Origin of the sequence: Macrococcus hajekii (assembly GCF_004359505.1) — a bacterium.
GTDB classification, from domain to species: Bacteria; Bacillota; Bacilli; order Staphylococcales; family Staphylococcaceae; genus Macrococcus; species Macrococcus hajekii.
In genome coordinates this window covers 1-17535 of the sequence record NZ_SCWE01000001.1, presented here as the reverse complement: position 1 = coordinate 17535, position 17535 = coordinate 1, and the positions used below count along the sequence as shown (strand labels likewise).

Genomic DNA, 17535 nt, shown 5'->3' with positions numbered 1-17535 from the left:
GAAAAGTTCTATAACTCCCAACTCATCTGCTCTGCCATTAACTCCGCCTGCTCGATTACCGTGTCTATAGCCATTTTCTGCAGATCTGGTGGATAACCGTATTTCTTTAGCAATCGTTTGACGACGACTCTCATTTTAGCACGTGCATTTTCTCTTAAGTTCCAGTCAACACTCATATTGTCTTTAATGGATTTAGTCAGTTCATGCGCAATAGCTTTCAGTACATCATCGCCTAACACCTGTTCTGCTGTCTCGTGAGATGCAAGCGCATCATAAAAGGCGATTTCTTCACGTATCATTCCTGTATGCTCACCCCGTTTGTGGGCGGCATCCATTTCTTTAGCGAGCGTAATTAACTCTTCGATGACTTTTGATGTCTCGATAGTCCGCTTATTGTACCGGTTCAATGAATCGCTTAGCATCTCTGAGAACTTACGTGCCTGGACTAAGTTTGTTCGCTCAATACTCTTAACTTTACCTGCCAGTAACCGATCTAACAGTGCAATTGCCAGATTCTTCTGTGGTAGGGCTTTTACATCTTCCAGGAACTTATCAGACAGTATCGATAAATCTGGGTTATCAATGCCAAGTTCCTTGTAGATATCAATCACCTCTTCTGATATCACTGATTTAGAAATCAATTGATTCAACTCATAATCAAGCTGATCTGACGTCTTACGTTCTTTGCCTCCGCCTAGCTTTTTAACTATTGTCGCTTTCACCGCTTTGAAGTAGGCAATTTCATCATTGATTGCCTGTGCCTCATCAGTCGTTGTACACAGGGCATAAGCCTTTGCCAGTTCAGTCACTGTATTCAGGAAACGCTTCTTTTCACTCTCTCCTAAGCCGATGACGAAATCCATGGTATTAATCAGTGACTGCATACGAACTGAAGCTTTTTCAGAATTGAAGCCTGCATAATCATGACCATGCAGCATCTCCTTGATTAACTGATACTTCTCCATCATCAGATCAGCAACGAGTTCTGTATTGATGCCTGTATTACCCTTGTCTTTCTCTGTATACTGCTTCAATGCTTCTTTCAAGCTATCAGCAATACCAATATAGTCGACAATCAGACCACCCGGCTTATCCTTGAATACACGGTTGACGCGTGCAATAGCCTGCATCAGGTTATGTCCTTGCATCGGTTTGTCGATATACATTGTATGCATTGATGGTACATCAAATCCTGTCAGCCACATATCACGCACAATGACAATCTTAAGCGGGTCATTCACATCCTTCATACGCCGCTCATATAGTTTACGCACTGCCTTTGATTTAACGAACGGCTGCATGTCTTCAGGATCGCTGGAGGAGCCAGTCATCACCACTTTGATGACGCCTTTATCATCATCTTCAGAATGCCATTCTGGTCTCAATTTAATAATTTCCTTGTATAAATTCACTGCGATGCGTCGGCTCATGACTACTGCCATCGCCTTACCATCCATACCTTCAAGACGTTCTTCAAAATGCGTCACCATATCACTGGCGAACTTCTCAAGCCTTGAAGTTGAACCTGCGACCGCTTCTATTCGGGACCATTTAGATTTCAGTTTGTCTTTCACTGCCTCTTCCTGATCTTCAGTGATATCTTCATAGTCATCATCAAGCTGAATATCTTCTGGTAACACCAATGGAATGATACGAGACTCATAATAAATCTTGACCGTCGCACCGTCTTCTACTGCCTGTGTCATGTCATAGATATCAATATAGTCACCAAAGACAGCCGGTGTGTTCTTATCCGATGTCTCAACAGGTGTACCGGTGAAGCCAACAAATGAAGCGTTAGGAAGGGCATCACGGACATATTTAGCGAAGCCATATTTCACTTCACCTTCAGAATCCTTGGCACGCGACAAATGAGCACCAAAACCGTATTGTGAACGGTGGGCCTCATCCGCCATAACAATGACGTTGCTCCGTTCAGTGAGTGAAGGCATCTTACCATCAGCATCAGGTGAAAACTTCTGCAGTGTCGAGAAGATGATACCCCCAGCCTCAACATTCAGCAGTTCACGTAAATGCTCACTGGACTCAGCCTGACGCGGTGAATTACGGAGAATCTCCTGTGACTTGCTAAAGGTATCATAGAGCTGACCATCCAAGTCGTTTCTATCAGTAAGTACAACAATGGTCGGATTATTTAATTCCTGTACTAACTTACCTGCATAGAAAACCATGGACAGACTCTTTCCTGATCCTTGTGTATGCCAGACAACCCCAATCTTCTTATCACCTTCAGCACTACTGGCAAGTTTCGCCTTTTCAACAGCCTTATTCACTGCGAAGTACTGATGATAAGCAGCCAGAATCTTATAGACCTTTTCACCATCTGTCTGGAACAGCACAAAATGCTTCACAATATCAAGCAGACGTTCAGGCGTCAGCATGCCTCTAATCATCACTTCAAGCTCCATCATATTAGACTCAGCCTTGGTCTGACCATCGACTGTCCGCCATTTCATGAAACGTTCCTCATTCGCAGTCAGCGAACCTACACGTGCATTGACCCCATCACTGATAATCATCATCTCATTGAATCTGAATAGACTAGATATCTTATCCTTATACGTCTGCAGCTGATGATAAGCACTTGAAATAGAAACATCTTCATTCGATGCATTCTTCAGTTCAATGACAACAAGAGGTAAACCATTAACAAAGAGAATAACATCAGGGCGTTTATTGACATTGTCCTGGACAATCGTGAACTGACTAACAGCAGCAAAATCATTGTTATAGATATTCTCCTCATCAAACAAATAGACCTTAACTGTCGGATTAACGCCGTCATCACTAATCGTCTGAATATCTACCCCATTCGTCACAAGACGATGAAAATTACGGTTATTCACTACAATATTAGGAGACGTATTCGCAATTACCTTACGTACTGCTTCATCAATGACAGAACGACTAACATCAGGATTAATCCGAAACAAAGCATTACGAAGACGCTCTTCAAGTACTACATCACGATAAGAAGAACGCTTAGGATAATCACCATCAGGCGCAATCTCAGGACCAGAAATAATCTCATAACCAATCTCTTCAAGCCACTCAAAACAAGCTTCTTCTAAATAAGACTCATTAAAAAGACTCAACCATTACACCTCCAAATCGTCAGGAATTTCAATTTCTCCGGAAAGTAGTTTAGGCAGAATGGTATCGCGGAGTTGTTCTAAGTTTTGAATTTCTTTATATAAACTCATTTTTTGCTCAAAAAATGGTTCCAATAACTGATGATATTTAACAAGGATTGAATCCGTTGGTAGTATGAATTTGTAATTATTCAAATCATTCCTTGATACATTGAGATATACACTACCACTTGCCGTTATCTTAAACTTTTCAAATGCAATATTTAATAATTCAAATAAGTACTCATCTACAATATCATTTTTACCTCGAGCAATTCCTACTCCTCTACCAATTGCATATTCGGTATCTAAACGTGTTACTAATCCAATAGTTGCACGTACCCCAAAGACATAATCTCCTGTTACACCTATTTTTTTAGGAGCCGTAGTGTATTTATTAGCACTAATCACACTATTTTTGATATCTGCTGCACCATTAATTAAGGGTAGACCTACGTTATTATTATTGTATGTATCGCTTTTAGGAGATTGTCCCATAATGATTTCTGCTAAATGAGAAAGTCTACTACTTTCCCATCCCATTGGTATCTCTCCCAACTCACTCTCCACCATTTCACCGCCACTTGATTTATAGGGCTGCCCTTCTTCATTCGGAAATTCGAAATCAATGAACCATCGTTTAAAAAGAGTTTGAGAGATTTGTTCTAAGTTGTTTATCATTTCATTATTAACATTTATATTTTCATCAAGATTTGATAAAAGCTTTACTATTTTACGTTGCTCATGAATTTCCGGGACAAAAATAGGAAATTTCATTATAGCGTTTTTATCACCACGTGGCATCTTTGTTCCTTTTGCTGTAGACATCATATAATTAAAAAATTCATCTTGAAATAAACAATAATAAAGATATTTAGGAATTATATTATTATTATAGATTCTAAAATTTAAAACATCTGATGAGTGGCCACCTTCTGACTCTGAAAACCATATTTTTTTAAAATACGGTCTTATATTTGATATTAAAATATTTTCCTTTCTATAATAATTAACCTTTCCTTTTTCAGGCAGTTTACTCACACCACTAACTCCTTTTTTATCTGCGAGCATATTGTCAGTGGAAATATAGTATTTTTCATTTGTTTCATTGACAAGGATTTTTTCACTATTGTATTTAGCTAAATCACCTAATAACAGTGTTTTAAATTCCAAAACCAATCCCCTCCAATGCTTTTCGGATTTGGTCTTCTAGTTCTCGCGATTTTGCAAATTGTTCATGTAGTTCACTTGTTAGTCGTTCCATTTTCTCTTCAAATACTTCCTGATCTTCTTCAGCTTCTTCAAGCCCGACATAACGTCCTGGTGTCAGGATGTAATCATTTTCTTTTATTTCTTCTAATGTGACTTCTTTTGCAAATCCTAATACATCTTTATACTCATTTTCATTAGTGCCGCGCCATGCATGGAAAGTGTCCGCTACTTTAGCGATATCTTCAGCACTGAACTCCTTATTAGTACGTGTGGACATAAATCCCAGGTTTCTCGCATCTATAAAGAGGACTTTGTCTTTTCGTTCACGCTTTCCAGTCTTACTTTTATCTTTAGATAGGAACCATAGACAGACTGGTATAGGTGTTGAATAAAATAACTGTCCTGGTAATGTAATGATACACTCTACTAAATCCGCTTCTACGATGTTCTTTCTGATTTCCCCTTCACCTGATGCATTAGAAGACATCGATCCATTTGCGAGGACAAATCCTGCAGTACCTCTTGGGGACAGTTTGGATATCATATGTTGTACCCAAGCGAAGTTGGCATTCCCTTTTGGTGGAATACCGTATTGCCATCTGACGTCTTCAGTCAGTTTCTCCTGACCCCAGTCACTGATATTAAACGGTGGATTGGCTAGTATGTAGTCTGCCTTCAGTCCTTTATGAAGGTCATTATGGAAAGTATCTGCGTTATGTTCGCCGAGGTTGGAGTCAATACCGCGAATCGCTAAGTTCATCTTCGCCAGCTTCCACGTGGTCGGATTGGATTCCTGACCATAGACTGACAGATTATCAATTCTTCCTTGATGTTCCTGTACAAATTTAGAAGATTGCACGAACAGTCCACCTGAGCCACATGCAGGGTCATAGACACGTCCTTTGTATGGCTCTAGCATCTCAACTAATAATTGGACGACTGTAGATGGTGTATAGAACTCTCCACCATTCTTGCCTTCAGCACCGGCAAACTTGCTGAGGAAGTATTCATATACGCGACCTAACGTATCTTTGTCACGATTCTCTGTATCGCCCACTTTAAAGGAGAACAAGTCAATTGTTTCACCGAGACGTGTTTTATCAAGTTCTGGACGAGAGAATGATTTAGGCAGAACACCTTGCAGTGATTTATTCTCTTTTTCAATCGCTACCATCGCCGCATCAATAATCTGACCGATTTCCGATTTCTTCGCGTTGTCTTTGATATATGACCAGCGCGCCTCTTTCGGTACGAAGAAGATGTTGTCAGCCGCATATTCATCACGGTCCTCTTCGTCAGCCCACTCGTCCTGTTGTAACTCATTATATTTTTCCACAAAGGAATCAGAAACATATTTTAAGAAGAGTAATCCCAGTACCACATTCTTATACTCCCCAGAATCCATCGATCCTCTCAATTTATCCGCCATCTGCCATAATTTTTCTTCGAAACCTAGATTAGCTGTAGCCATGTTAATAATCCTCACCATTCTTTTTCTCTTCTTCTATAAAAAACTTTACAAATTCTCTTCCAAACTTTGATATTTCAAATTTATCTGTAGATTTAAATTTTAATGATTTAGGTTTTGATAGCCTTTTTAACTTTTTAGGGTCATCTAATACGCTTAGATATTTATGAATCTCATCTATTTTGTCAGATATTTCGTCTAAATCCTTCACTATATTAGACTGAATCTTAGTACTTAGTAATCCCATTCTTTCAAGATTAACTCTAACAGATTGATACTGATCGTAATTGATATTAAAAGTATTAAGTAAGTCCTTTAAATCATGCTCATTGTCAAATGGTCTATATTTGACATCGTACATAAACTTCAGTACTCCAATATCTATTAATCGTAATGTCTTTAAAACATCATAATAAGTGATTATGAATTCATTACTAATTACTCCGTCATACTTTGCTAAATTGAGGAAACCATTAACCATATATTTAATTTTTTCTTCTTGTTTTTCTTCGGCTGCATATTCAAAAATATATTCAAATGCTTCATTTAATTGCTCATCGTGATCTGTGATTCTTTTTTTCAAATCTTCATTGACTTCGCTTAATCGTGATGCTAGTTCAAAAATAAGTTTATGAATGTTTTTTTCTAATCTTTTTAGTTTGATTCCTTGAAGTGCTCCTCCTATCCCTGGAATAGCTCCTGCTGTTGTATCAATCAATAAATCGCCTAAAAGAGATGTAGTAGTATTTTTTGCACTATCAGCTATGTGCTCAGTAGATGCTTGAATAAACCCATCTAATATTGATTCTTTAGTTACATCAGAAATATCTTGTTTTTTCTTAATCATCACTGACCTCTACTTCCAACTAATTTGACTCAATTTTTCGGCTATCTCTTCCATACTAAAGTCATACAATGATTCTTGATTTAATAACTCCTTCAATGAGAAATAACGAGCACCCATTGCTCCACCTGGTGTGGTTTTTGCAAAGTTAGTTTCAACAAATTTTTCAACTACATAGAAATAATGGGGCATTTCAGCTACAGTGTGCCAGCCTGTATCTTTTACAGTTTCCGCAATCTTTTCTTTTAGATCGAATTGCTGCTCTTCAGATAATGAAAAATTCTTAGGATAGACTGCTTCAAACTTTATTTCACTATTCTCAAAGCTACTCTTGATCACATATTTCACTTTGCCGATTTGACGGATAGCTTTATTACTATAAAGACCTATATATTCAACCGGTGTAAATCGATATCCTTTTTTATCAGCTGGATGATAGTAAATATTATGTTTAATATTAGAATCCATGGAGCTTGACGCTAAAGGCATTCTCATTTTACCTTCGATATCATCTATTAATCCTTCTTGTACAAGATAGCGTTCATAATCATCTATTAAATCTACCAAATCGAATTCTCTCTGATTATTCACAATAGACTTCATTATCTTAATTACTTCCTCGAATTTAAGATGTCTATGAACAAGCACATTATTAAATGTTTTATTTTTTTCATCAATCAGATGTTGAGTGATTTCTAGCAATTTTGTATCCATCATATACTTATCTAGCGTAATCAATAACATCAAATCTTCATCGTTAAATCTTGCGATATGAGCTTCCAACTGCTGCTGGTTAAAGAAAGCTCCATTACCCTTTGTCTCAATAATAATGTTACTAGAACCTTGAGTGATAGTAGCATCCGGAATACTGTCATGTCCTTTACGTTTGTCTTGGTTAACAAATTTAGGAGACAACAAGTTATTATCTGTTTCGATATCACGCTCATATAAAGTAAAAAGAAATTCCTTATAAGCTTTCTCAGAAATTCTACGAACATTCGATAAGAAGAATAAGAAGTTAGCGGTTAAAACATTTTCCCGTTGATGATAAGTCTGAAATAGATAATTCTCCATCATTACACCCCTTATATTCATTGTTACATATAATTATATGCTCTATTACTAATATAAGGAATAGAAAATGTAAGCGGATAACAATTTAATTATAAAAGTCTAATGAAACTAAAAAGAGAAGCTAAATAGACTTCTCTTCCTGTCATCATTTATTCAGTTGCTCATTACCTTTTAGACTAAAACCAAGCTCCTCTATCTCCTCCGGTCCCACCTGGCAGCAGCCTCCAATAATCTTAACGCCTTGTGCCTGCCATCTGACTGCCGCTTCCACCAGTGAACCGTCCGTCTGATCAATCCATCGTTTATTTACTGCATCATATTTTCTGCCGCCGTTCGGATAGAGGATAAGTCGATGCTTACTGTACTCCAGAAGACCTTCGAGCGCTGCATCGATGACTTTGACACTCGTACAATTGACACCGAATGCATAGACGTTCTTGATCGTATTAACGACGTTGCATGCTTCTTCAAGCTTTGTCCCGTCAGACAGATGAGTGCTATCTTTCAGCGTAACGGACAGCCAGCATTCGATGTCAGTATAGTCTTCAAGCAGCGTCTTGATTGCCTTGATCTCCTCTATGTTCGGGATGGTCTCAAAGGCGAAGACTGTGAGACCTGTTTCTATCAGGGTATCCAGTCGTTCTTTGTGATAATGTATATAGTCCTCCTGGGTCAGCTGATAATCGCCCGTATATTCTGCGCCGTTACCAAGCATCGCGCCGTACGGTCCGAGTGAGCCTGCGACGATGGTCTGGTCTGTTGCCGCACGTCTTGCGAGTGTCACTGCCTGCTGCAGGTAGTAAGCTGCATCTTCTCTTGTCAGTTCGATATTCAGGAATGACGGGACAGCTGCCTGATAGGTGTTGGTCAGAATGATGTCTGCACCGCTGTCGACAAAGGCCTTATGGACATTGTATACCGCTTCCGGCTGATGCTTGATCAAGTTCGATGACCAGAGCGGATGCTTGACGTCGTAGCCGAACTGCTCGACTGTCGTGCCGAATCCGCCGTCCAGGATAGTCATCGTCTCTTTCAGTTTATCTTGCAGTTTCATGGATTCCGTCTCCTTTCTTCTGTGTGAGGGTGTAGTGAATCAGCCAGACGATGAGACAGAATGGCAGACCGATCAGTGTCGCGAGTCGCTGGTTCGGGTCAAAGAGGACACCGATACATGAGACGAGGCACAAGGTGAAGGCTGTGACCGGCAGAATGTAGGCTGAACGCTTCCGGACGCCTTCTGCTTTCAGCTGGTTGATACGTGACAGACAGATGCTCATCCAGACAACGACCACTGCGAAGCCTGCGACTGAGACGAGGACGAGGTAGACCATCGTCGGGGCGATGACACTCGATAACAGACTTAATAGCGCACCTGCTAGACTGATGAGTGTGGCATTGACAGGCATCCCTTTACTGCTCAGTTTCTTCGCAACCGGCAGGATATTGTCCTGTTCTGACAGGCTCCACAGCATCCGGCTTGCGGCATAAAGGCCTGAGTTCGCGGCGGATAACAGAGCCGTCAGAATAATGAAGTTCATGATGTCACCTGCATACGGAACACCGACACTATCCAGAATGGAGACAAAAGGACTTTCCAGGAGATTCGCCTTGTCCGTCGGCAGTAGCAGGACCATAATGACAATCGTCCCGATGAAGAGTAAGACGAGTCGCCAGATGGTCGCCCGGATGGCCTTCGGGATGACGCTTTCAGGATTCTTCGTCTCACCCGCTGCAATCGCAATCAGTTCCGTCCCGCTGAAGGCATAGTTGACGGCAAGCATAGTGATGAAGATACCAAAGAGACCATTCGGTACATCGAATAGCTGTGTGCTTGCTGTTACCGGTTTAAGTGATGATGGAATGACATTAAACAAAATCAATAGACCTATCAGAATGAACGCTACAATAGCGAGGACTTTAACGAGTGACAGCCAGAACTCCGCTTCACCGTAAATCCTGCTGGACGTCAGATTGATGGCGATAATAATAGCGATGAAAATCAGGCTGAAGAGCCAGACCGGGAAATTCGGCAGCCATTTCTGAAACAATATCCCGCCTGCCGTTATCTCTGAGCCGATTGCGATGGTCCAGCAGAGCCAGTAACTCCAGGCAACGACATGACCCACAGACGGATGGATATAGATATTCGCATAAGTATGAAAACCACCGACATCCGGGTGTTTGACAGCTAGTGCTCCGAGACATTTCATGATCATATAGACAAGCAGGGCCCCGACAATATAACTGACCACTGTGCCGATCGGCCCTGCCTGCTGCAGCGTATAACCTGTACTGAGGAACAGACCCGTTCCAATTACACCGCCAAAACTCAGCATCATGACATGACGCTGTTCCAATCCTCTTCTAAATTCATTTGCCATCTTAATTCCTCCCATAAAAAATACCCCTCTGAAAAAGAGGGGTATCAAAGTATACACTCATATTTCAGGCGAACCTGTTGGATTTAGCACCGTGCAGCTGCCGGTTGCTGAGACTTCATCGGGCCAATTCCCTCCGTCTGCTCTTTATAAGTTATTTAATTGTTATACAGCATAACACTTAAAATTTAAGAAGGTCAATATATATTTAGATATTATTGGTTGTGAAAAATTATATGCTGATAATCTTTCATCTCTCTTACTAAAGTTAGGCGTTGTTCCTTCGGTCTATAGATCAGCACCGTTTTATTAAACAGTTCTTCGGTTTGATAGCTTTCCAGAATGATGTAATCATAAGGTAGCGATATTTCATCTAACACAAGTTGCCTCAATCGCCCTTTTTACTTCAGTCATCCGAAACTCTTTATGCATTTCTGTCAGCATAAATGGCCCCTTTGTGATTATCAAATAATTGCTTATTGTTTCAAATGGAGAAATAATGTATCATTAACATGTATTTATACTTCAAAAAGATGGAATAAATTTTAATAATTTGAAATGAGGAATGGTAATGAATATTCAAGAAATGTCTTTTATCGAATCAAAAGTGGCTGCTCAGAAAAAGAGCGGTCCAATTGCTTATTTATTGTGGTTTTTCCTCGGTTCATTAGGTGCTCATCGTTTTTATATGGGCAAGACTGTTTCGGGTATTGTCATGATTGCTGTTACTTTGCTGATTAACTGGTGGATGTTCTTCATTCCTACAGCTATCTGGGTTATTGTCGATGCCTTTCTGATTCCTGGCTGGTTAAGAGAAAATGAGGCACGTGTTAGATACAATGCTCAAAACGAGTTAGCTCTTTATAAACAGACTGACAATACATCTGCTCCTTCAGCAGTATCGGTGAATATTCATCACAGCGCTGACAAAACCACTCATGATAAAACAGAAGAAGTGGCTGAACCTGATAAAGTAGTGGAAAAAAAAGTATTCACTGCCGGCGAAAGTAAAGAGCCTGTTCAACCAGGTTTATCTCAAATACCCGTACAAGAAGTTGTATCACCGGTAACCACTAATGATCATGAAGAACAAAAAATTAAAGAAATATAATGATATGAAAGAACTCTAAGTGATTTTCCAGTTACTTAGAGTTTTTTTATTTTAAACATGCTTTAGTTGATGCACTTTTCCCTGCATCATCCTTTCTTTATACCAACCATCACCTTCCCCACCACAAACTGCAGAATAGTCAGTACAACTGTCAGAAAGACCACAAAGCCGAATGGTTTAAAGAAGGTGCCGTCTGGTCCGGACTGTATCATGATGAGGGGCAGGATAATTGATACAATCATTGATATAATATTGCCTCTTAAGACAGCTGAGTCTCGCTTTTCATTACACAGCAGGCATGCGATTGTAGTGGTGAAGATAAGTGCAAAGATATAGCCGAAGACGGAGCCCAATATACCTTGCAAGAAATACGACTGGTAATATGTAGCTGAATTCTATTTTATTGAACGACTTTGTCAAATGAACACTTCCTTTCAATTTATCCACGTTAAAACATTTTTCTCATTAATAGATATAAGCTCAACAGATAAATCGCCTGGCCGATCATCCAGACAGTATATTCTGTTATCGACAAGGTATAAAGCGGCGATTGCGCCATCATTATCATGAGCGGGAATAGCACAATAAAGAAAATGAACAGACCTGTCATAACCGTCCGTATTGTTGTGCGACTTTCATACAGTATGCCGATTGTCCAGGCGATTGCCAGGCTGATAGCGGTGTGCAGCGCGAATTCAATCCACATGCTGACGTTCGGCTTGTGGTTCAGAAAGTCGATATCAAGCAGGAGCGGTGCTGTGTGCGTGCCGATGAGTGTGAGCTCTCATCTGACGACTGACCTTGCCCGTGACATTGCCGCTCAACATGGACTTAAGTATGTAGAGGCACTGGTCAGAACAGGAGGTGGATCTTCACAGCAGGCTATACACAATTTGCAACTTGATAAATCTTCAGGATGAACAATCTTATATTATATATAGATCTATAAATAAGGCCTTTCTTCTTCTATTTACCATGGTACTCATTATATATATTTTAAATATTTTAACTTTTTGTAAAATATTACTTTATTTTTAGAGATATACATTATAATTTACTTGATACATATACTTTTGAGGAGGTTTTATTTGATGATTTGTACAAATTGCGGGCATAAGCTCGGGCCGTCTGATCTCTTCTGCGGCGAATGTGGAACAAAAGTACAAAGCAATGAAACAACTGATGCCGGACAAGTGTCTGTTGAAAAACAGTCAGTTCAGGGTGAAACAATTGAGAAGCAAGTATTCACTACACCAGGACATGAACCGTCTAAGCTACTTGTTGATAAGGAGCAGCTGAATGCTCAGTCTCGTGAACTTGTCGATGAAGGAAAAGGATTCTTCCGTCAGGCATTTAAGAATCATGACACTGTCTTCTCTGGCACTCACAAATTTTCATTTATCCTATCTGCTGTTCTTATCTTAGCCGGTCTTATTCTGACAGCTATACTTCTTGGCATGAAGATTCCTGAAAGCATCTCTTATATGGGGGTCACTAAGTCTTCTGTTCTTTTCAAACTATGCTTCTATTTATTAATTCTGCTTGCTGTTATTATCGGTTCAACTTTCCTACTGACTAAATTTACAATCAATCATGCACTGACTTTCCAGAAAGTCTTATCTGACTATGTACTTGTCAATGTGTTCTCTTTCATTATTTTCTTAGTCGGTATTTTACTTCTGGCTATTGATCTCTTTAATTTCGGCAGCGGTCTTATTTTCCTGGGTGGACTCCTCTTTATGTTTTCGCCTCTTTATATGATCGGCAAATATTCTTCACATACTAAACCGTCAATGCCGAGCTTTTATGCCGCAATCATCTACATCGCCTTAATTTGTATCATCCTCAATGTCTTTAAAGATTCACTCATTACATCATTAGCAGGTTCGTTCTCCTCTATCTTCCAGAATGTATTAGAAGGTATCGGTAACGGCTACTTCAATAATTATTAGGAGGCAATTATGAAATTCTGTAAGAATTGTGGCGCTGAACTAAAAGAAGGACAGAAAGTCTGCACGAAATGTGGCACGCCTGTTGAAGATTTAACAGCGACTAGCACAACAGCAGCTGAAACTACCACATACACGACGCCTGTACACAAAGAACCTAAACAACCGATGCCAAAAAGAACAAAAATCATCTTACTAGCTAGTTTGCTCGGACTGCTATTATTATTTGGTGTTTATAAGCTTCTTGAGAGCCAGTATTCAGTTGTCGGACAAGCAAATAAAATTACACAAGCCATCAATGAGGAAAATGCTGACAAATTGAAAGGTCTCGTTGAAAGTGAAAACAAAGCGATTTCTAAAGACGAAGCAGCTGCTTTCATCAAATATATCAAAGCAACTGATAATGGGAATCAATTTACTTACGATTTAAAATCACAGGTTGATACACTGAACCGCTTCAATCAGTTCTCTACTGAAATCTATGCAAATAATGAAAAAGCATTGACACTCTCCAAAGATGGTAAAGCATTAGGTCTTTTCAAGAAATACCAATTTGATGTTCCTAAAAAGAACATTTCATATTATGCTAACGATGACTCTACTCTTCAGTTCAAACATAATGATAAAGACCAGATTATTAAGAATGTCTCATCTGAAGAGGCTGAGCTCGGCCATTTCGTGTTAGGCGATTATGAAATTCCTGCAACGAAGAAGATTAATGATAAATCTTTCAAAGGCAACTTAAATATCAAAATGAGTAATGACAATGAAGTCACTGAAGACTTCAACTTAGGCTACATCACTGTTAATCTGACCAATGCATATGGTCTATCAACAGATAGCATCAACTATTTCGCTGACGGCAAAGAAGTGAACTTAAATAATGATACCAATAAAATCGGACCGTTTGACACGGATAAAGAAGTGAAAGTTCACGCTGAAACAGATATTGACGGTAAGAACTTCAAATCATCGACACAAGCTGTCAAAGTCACTAAAGATGCTGATGCTAACCTTGCTGATATCGAATTCGATGAGGATGAAATGCAGAATTATGTCAGTGATAATAGGGAAAAAGAAGCATTAAAAGAAGAAGAACGTTCTGATAGACGTAATATTGATGTTACATCTGAGCAATTCTTCATGGATTATATGAAAGGTCCACATCTTGATGAGTTTAAAAGTGTAAAAGTGGGGATGACGAAGGATGAAGCAGAAGACTTACTAGGTTCTGATTCATCTTATATTGATACATCTAAGGACAACTTACGTCGCTGCGGTAACTTTGGCATCGAATATACAGATGACGATAAAGTTAAAAATATCCTGATTGTGCCGGATGACTATATGGATATTGATTACGATGAACTCAATGAGCATTATGGTAAACCTATGTATAATGATACAGACGAAGATGGCCATAAACGTTACTACATGGATGGTAATATGAATAATGGTTTTGTCATTGTCATCCTTATGGATGATAACGGCTATATCGATTATATGTACCAGAAACCTGAAGAGTCATCAGACCCATGGCGTCAATAGCATGAAACCCCATCCACTTCGGATGGGGTTATTTTTTATACGAGCTTCTCCACCGTTTCTTTCATCAGTTCAACGCTGATACTCTTTAATTTATATATTGGCATTTTATTAATATACTCAATCTCGTTAAACGAATACGGCACATCTTTCTGTATGCCATGGTAGCTGAGCATTTCACGCGCATCATTAATATAGCCATTCGTGCGGCGATTATGACCCACTCCGACTTCAACAGTACCTGCAGTACCTGCACATTCAAAGCACAGCTTAATCGCTTCATTATCAAATTCTGCCTGCTGCATTGTATAAGTCACACTTCCGTAAACATCTCTGCAAGTTCATGTTTATTTTTAGCATTAACATCATTGATCAACATCGCAAAATAAGAAATGAGAAACAGCAATTTCACAAATGAGAAACACATAAACAAAAAACCCTATCCAACTGAATTGCTGGATAGGTTTTCTTCGATACCACCGGTCGGGGTCGAACCGACACTCCGTGAGGAACCGGATTTTGAGTCCGGCGCGTCTGCCAATTCCGCCACGGTGGCCTGATAAATATATAAAAAAACAGGATTCCTCCTGCATCATAACTCATTTAAATTAAGATGGAGGCGCCAACCGGATTTGAACCGATGATAGAGGTGTTGCAGACCTCGGCCTTACCACTTGGCTATGGCGCCTTACGAAAAGCTGGGGTAGCTGGATTCGAACCAACGAGTGACGGAGTCAAAGTCCGTTGCCTTACCGCTTGGCTATACCCCAATGATTAAGGGCGACTGATGGGAATCGAACCCACGAATGCCGGAACCACAATCCGGTGCGTTAACCACTTCGCCACAATCGCCATGGCAGGGGCAGTAGGAATCGAACCCACATCAAAGGTTTTGGAGACCTCTATTCTACCGTTAAACTATGCCCCTATTTATGATTTATTTATAAATTATCTAAGAAAATAAATGGTGGAGGGGGGCAGATTCGAACTGCCGAACCCGAAGGAGCGGATTTACAGTCCGCCGCGTTTAGCCACTTCGCTACCCCTCCGTGAATGGTGCCGGAAAAAGGACTTGAACCCTCAACCTACTGATTACAAGTCAGTTGCTCTACCAGTTGAGCTATTCCGGCATAATAAAAAGATGGCTCAGGACGGAATCGAACCGCCGACACATGGATTTTCAATCCATTGCTCTACCGACTGAGCTACTGAGCCATACATGGCGGTCCCGACCGGGATCGAACCGGCGATCTCCTGCGTGACAGGCAGGCATGTTAACCGCTACACCACGGGACCAAAGTTGCGGGAGGCGGATTTGAACCACCGACCTTCGGGTTATGAGCCCGACGAGCTACCAGACTGCTCCATCCCGCGTTAATAGAAAATAATGACACATTTATTGCTGTTTGCTGAAGTAAAAAATAATGGCGGAGGAAGAGGGATTCGAACCCCCGCGAGCCGTTAAGCCCCTGTCGGTTTTCAAGACCGATCCCTTCAGCCGGACTTGGGTATTCCTCCATTATATAAGTGGACCTTGCAGGACTCGAACCTGCGACCCAACGGTTATGAGCCGTTTGCTCTAACCAACTGAGCTAAAGGTCCTAATTCCAAGGTTTCACTATTAAAAATAAGTGGCGGCAGAGGGGATCGAACCCCCGACCTCACGGGTATGAACCGTACGCTCTAGCCAGCTGAGCTACGCCGCCGAAATGGTATTAATTTAAATGGTGGAGACTAGCGGGATCGAACCGCTGACCTCCTGCGTGCAAAGCAGGCGCTCTCCCAGCTGAGCTAAGCCCCCAAATAAATTTTGCTTTCAAGAAGTAAGTCGGGAAGACAGGATTCGAACCTGCGACCCCTTGGTCCCAAACCAAGTGCTCTACCAAGCTGAGCTACTTCCCGTAGCTAATAAATGGCGCGCCCGAGAGGAGTCGAACCCCTAACCTTTTGATCCGTAGTCAAACGCTCTATCCAATTGAGCTACGGGCGCATATAAAACTAAATGGTGCCGAGGACCGGAATCGAACCGGTACGGTAATCACTTACCGCAGGATTTTAAGTCCTGTGCGTCTGCCAGTTCCGCCACCCCGGCAATGTATAATAAATATCAATTGTAGTCAAAAAAATAATGGAGCGGAAGACGGGATTCGAACCCGTGACCCCAACCTTGGCAAGGTTGTATTCTACCACTGAACTACTTCCGCATTTATGGTGCGGGTGAAGGGAGTCGAACCCCCACGCCGTAGGCGCTAGATCCTAAGTCTAGTGCGTCTGCCAGTTCCGCCACACCCGCTAAATGAATGATAAAAATAATGGTGAGCCATAGAGGATTCGAACCTCTGACCCTTTGATTAAAAGTCAAATGCTCTACCAACTGAGCTAATGGCTCTAACATGGTGCCGGAAAAAGGACTTGAACCCTCAACCTACTGATTACAAGTCAGTTGCTCTACCAGTTGAGCTATTCCGGCATAATATTAAATGGTGGAGGATGACGGGATCGAACCGCCGACCCTCTGCTTGTAAGGCAGATGCTCTCCCAGCTGAGCTAATCCTCCATTTTAAAATTGCCCGGCAACGTCCTACTCTCGCGGAACGTAAGTCCAACTACCATCGGCGCTAGAGAGCTTAACTTCTGTGTTCGGTATGGGAACAGGTGTGACCTCTCTGCCATCGTCACCAGACAAATTGAGAATTATACTCTCAAAACTAGATAAGTAAGAAAAATCGATTCCAAGCTCACCGAGCTAAAAAATCTTAAAATTGATTAAGTCTTCGATCGATTAGTATCCGTCAGCTCCAC

General features: G+C 40.7%; 13 protein-coding genes, 22 tRNA genes, 1 rRNA gene and 1 riboswitch. Of the genes, 4 read left to right on the top strand and 32 right to left on the bottom strand.

From position 1 onward, the window contains the following. Positions 1-8: 8 nt before the first annotated feature. From ERX37_RS00185 to ERX37_RS00155, 7 genes are all read right to left on the bottom strand, one after another. Entirely contained in the window at positions 9-3116 is a 3108-nt protein-coding gene (locus ERX37_RS00185) for a type I restriction endonuclease subunit R (protein ID WP_133428638.1), read from the bottom strand. A 3-nt stretch (positions 3117-3119) separates the two neighbouring features. Then, positions 3120-4325: a restriction endonuclease subunit S gene (locus ERX37_RS00180; protein ID WP_133428637.1), complete on the bottom strand. Its 1206-nt coding sequence runs from the start codon at positions 4323-4325 to the stop codon at positions 3120-3122. Continuing rightward, the gene (locus ERX37_RS00175; RefSeq protein ID WP_133428636.1) at positions 4315-5835 is read right to left on the bottom strand and encodes a class I SAM-dependent DNA methyltransferase; all 1521 of its coding nucleotides are present in this window, start codon (positions 5833-5835) and stop codon (positions 4315-4317) included. Before ERX37_RS00175 ends, ERX37_RS00180 begins: the two co-directional genes overlap by 11 nt. Before the next feature lies 1 nt (position 5836). Further along, entirely contained in the window at positions 5837-6679 is an 843-nt protein-coding gene (locus ERX37_RS00170; RefSeq protein WP_133428635.1) for a hypothetical protein, read from the bottom strand. Between the two features lie 9 nt (positions 6680-6688). Beyond that, positions 6689-7750, bottom strand: coding sequence for a hypothetical protein (locus tag ERX37_RS00165; protein WP_133428634.1), 1062 nt, complete (start codon positions 7748-7750; stop codon positions 6689-6691). A gap of 145 nt (positions 7751-7895) precedes the next feature. Then, entirely contained in the window at positions 7896-8804 is a 909-nt protein-coding gene (gene mmuM, locus ERX37_RS00160; protein ID WP_133428633.1) for a homocysteine S-methyltransferase, read from the bottom strand. Next, positions 8788-10131, bottom strand: a complete 1344-nt coding sequence (locus tag ERX37_RS00155) for an amino acid permease (protein WP_133428632.1) — start codon at positions 10129-10131, stop codon at positions 8788-8790. The genes mmuM and ERX37_RS00155 overlap by 17 nt, the downstream gene beginning before the upstream one ends. 54 nt (positions 10132-10185) lie before the next feature. Continuing rightward, positions 10186-10284, bottom strand: a riboswitch (SAM riboswitch). A gap of 415 nt (positions 10285-10699) precedes the next feature. On the opposite strand from ERX37_RS00155, the gene ERX37_RS00150 reads away from it, so the two are divergent. Continuing rightward, positions 10700-11239, top strand: a complete 540-nt coding sequence (locus tag ERX37_RS00150) for a TM2 domain-containing protein (RefSeq protein WP_133428631.1) — start codon at positions 10700-10702, stop codon at positions 11237-11239. A gap of 86 nt (positions 11240-11325) precedes the next feature. Here the strand turns inward: ERX37_RS00150 and ERX37_RS00145 are convergent, their stop codons facing one another. Then, positions 11326-11604 (bottom strand): hypothetical protein, encoded by a 279-nt coding sequence (locus tag ERX37_RS00145; protein ID WP_133428630.1) that lies wholly within the window; start codon positions 11602-11604, stop codon positions 11326-11328. Between the two features lie 228 nt (positions 11605-11832). On the opposite strand from ERX37_RS00145, the gene ERX37_RS00135 reads away from it, so the two are divergent. The 3 genes from ERX37_RS00135 to ERX37_RS00125 all read left to right on the top strand — a co-directional run bounded on the left by ERX37_RS00135 (position 11833) and on the right by ERX37_RS00125 (position 14736). Then, positions 11833-12159, top strand: coding sequence for a hypothetical protein (locus tag ERX37_RS00135; RefSeq protein ID WP_165981919.1), 327 nt, complete (start codon positions 11833-11835; stop codon positions 12157-12159). A 171-nt stretch (positions 12160-12330) separates the two neighbouring features. Further along, the gene (locus ERX37_RS00130; protein ID WP_133428627.1) at positions 12331-13191 is read left to right on the top strand and encodes a zinc ribbon domain-containing protein; all 861 of its coding nucleotides are present in this window, start codon (positions 12331-12333) and stop codon (positions 13189-13191) included. A gap of 9 nt (positions 13192-13200) precedes the next feature. After that, complete coding sequence (locus tag ERX37_RS00125; protein WP_133428626.1) at positions 13201-14736, top strand: TcaA second domain-containing protein; 1536 nt, start codon at positions 13201-13203, stop codon at positions 14734-14736. A 35-nt stretch (positions 14737-14771) separates the two neighbouring features. Here ERX37_RS00125 and ERX37_RS00120 read toward each other — a convergent pair whose 3' ends face one another. The 24 genes from ERX37_RS00120 to rrf form a co-directional block, all read right to left on the bottom strand. Further along, on the bottom strand, positions 14772-15038 hold the full coding sequence (locus tag ERX37_RS00120; RefSeq protein WP_165981918.1) for a hypothetical protein: 267 nt from the start codon (positions 15036-15038) through the stop codon (positions 14772-14774). Between the two features lie 169 nt (positions 15039-15207). Next, positions 15208-15289: transfer RNA gene (locus ERX37_RS00115), tRNA-Leu, on the bottom strand. A gap of 58 nt (positions 15290-15347) precedes the next feature. Next, positions 15348-15421: transfer RNA gene (locus tag ERX37_RS00110), tRNA-Cys, on the bottom strand. A 10-nt stretch (positions 15422-15431) separates the two neighbouring features. Beyond that, positions 15432-15503, bottom strand: a tRNA-Gln gene (locus tag ERX37_RS00105). Positions 15504-15512: 9 nt separating this feature from the next. Continuing rightward, positions 15513-15585, bottom strand: a tRNA-His gene (locus ERX37_RS00100). A gap of 2 nt (positions 15586-15587) precedes the next feature. Next, positions 15588-15661, bottom strand: a tRNA-Trp gene (locus tag ERX37_RS00095). A gap of 37 nt (positions 15662-15698) precedes the next feature. Continuing rightward, positions 15699-15782: transfer RNA gene (locus ERX37_RS00090), tRNA-Tyr, on the bottom strand. Positions 15783-15787: 5 nt separating this feature from the next. After that, positions 15788-15863 (bottom strand) — tRNA-Thr (locus tag ERX37_RS00085). Between the two features lie 12 nt (positions 15864-15875). Beyond that, a tRNA-Phe gene (locus ERX37_RS00080) sits at positions 15876-15948 on the bottom strand. 5 nt (positions 15949-15953) lie between these two features. Beyond that, positions 15954-16029 (bottom strand) — tRNA-Asp (locus ERX37_RS00075). Positions 16030-16033: 4 nt separating this feature from the next. Then, positions 16034-16107, bottom strand: a tRNA-Met gene (locus ERX37_RS00070). 51 nt (positions 16108-16158) lie between these two features. Beyond that, positions 16159-16251: transfer RNA gene (locus tag ERX37_RS00065), tRNA-Ser, on the bottom strand. 10 nt (positions 16252-16261) lie between these two features. Beyond that, a tRNA-Ile gene (locus tag ERX37_RS00060) sits at positions 16262-16335 on the bottom strand. 30 nt (positions 16336-16365) lie between these two features. Further along, a tRNA-Met gene (locus ERX37_RS00055) sits at positions 16366-16439 on the bottom strand. 19 nt (positions 16440-16458) lie between these two features. Continuing rightward, positions 16459-16534 (bottom strand) — tRNA-Ala (locus ERX37_RS00050). Between the two features lie 27 nt (positions 16535-16561). After that, positions 16562-16635 (bottom strand) — tRNA-Pro (locus ERX37_RS00045). Between the two features lie 11 nt (positions 16636-16646). Beyond that, positions 16647-16723 (bottom strand) — tRNA-Arg (locus ERX37_RS00040). Positions 16724-16736: 13 nt separating this feature from the next. Continuing rightward, positions 16737-16825: transfer RNA gene (locus ERX37_RS00035), tRNA-Leu, on the bottom strand. 37 nt (positions 16826-16862) lie between these two features. Further along, positions 16863-16937 (bottom strand) — tRNA-Gly (locus ERX37_RS00030). Positions 16938-16942: 5 nt separating this feature from the next. After that, positions 16943-17026 (bottom strand) — tRNA-Leu (locus ERX37_RS00025). Positions 17027-17046: 20 nt separating this feature from the next. Next, positions 17047-17122: transfer RNA gene (locus ERX37_RS00020), tRNA-Lys, on the bottom strand. A gap of 5 nt (positions 17123-17127) precedes the next feature. Next, positions 17128-17203, bottom strand: a tRNA-Thr gene (locus ERX37_RS00015). Positions 17204-17214: 11 nt separating this feature from the next. After that, positions 17215-17290 (bottom strand) — tRNA-Val (locus tag ERX37_RS00010). A gap of 11 nt (positions 17291-17301) precedes the next feature. Further along, positions 17302-17416: ribosomal RNA gene (rrf, locus tag ERX37_RS00005) — 5S ribosomal RNA — on the bottom strand. Positions 17417-17535 lie beyond the last annotated feature (119 nt).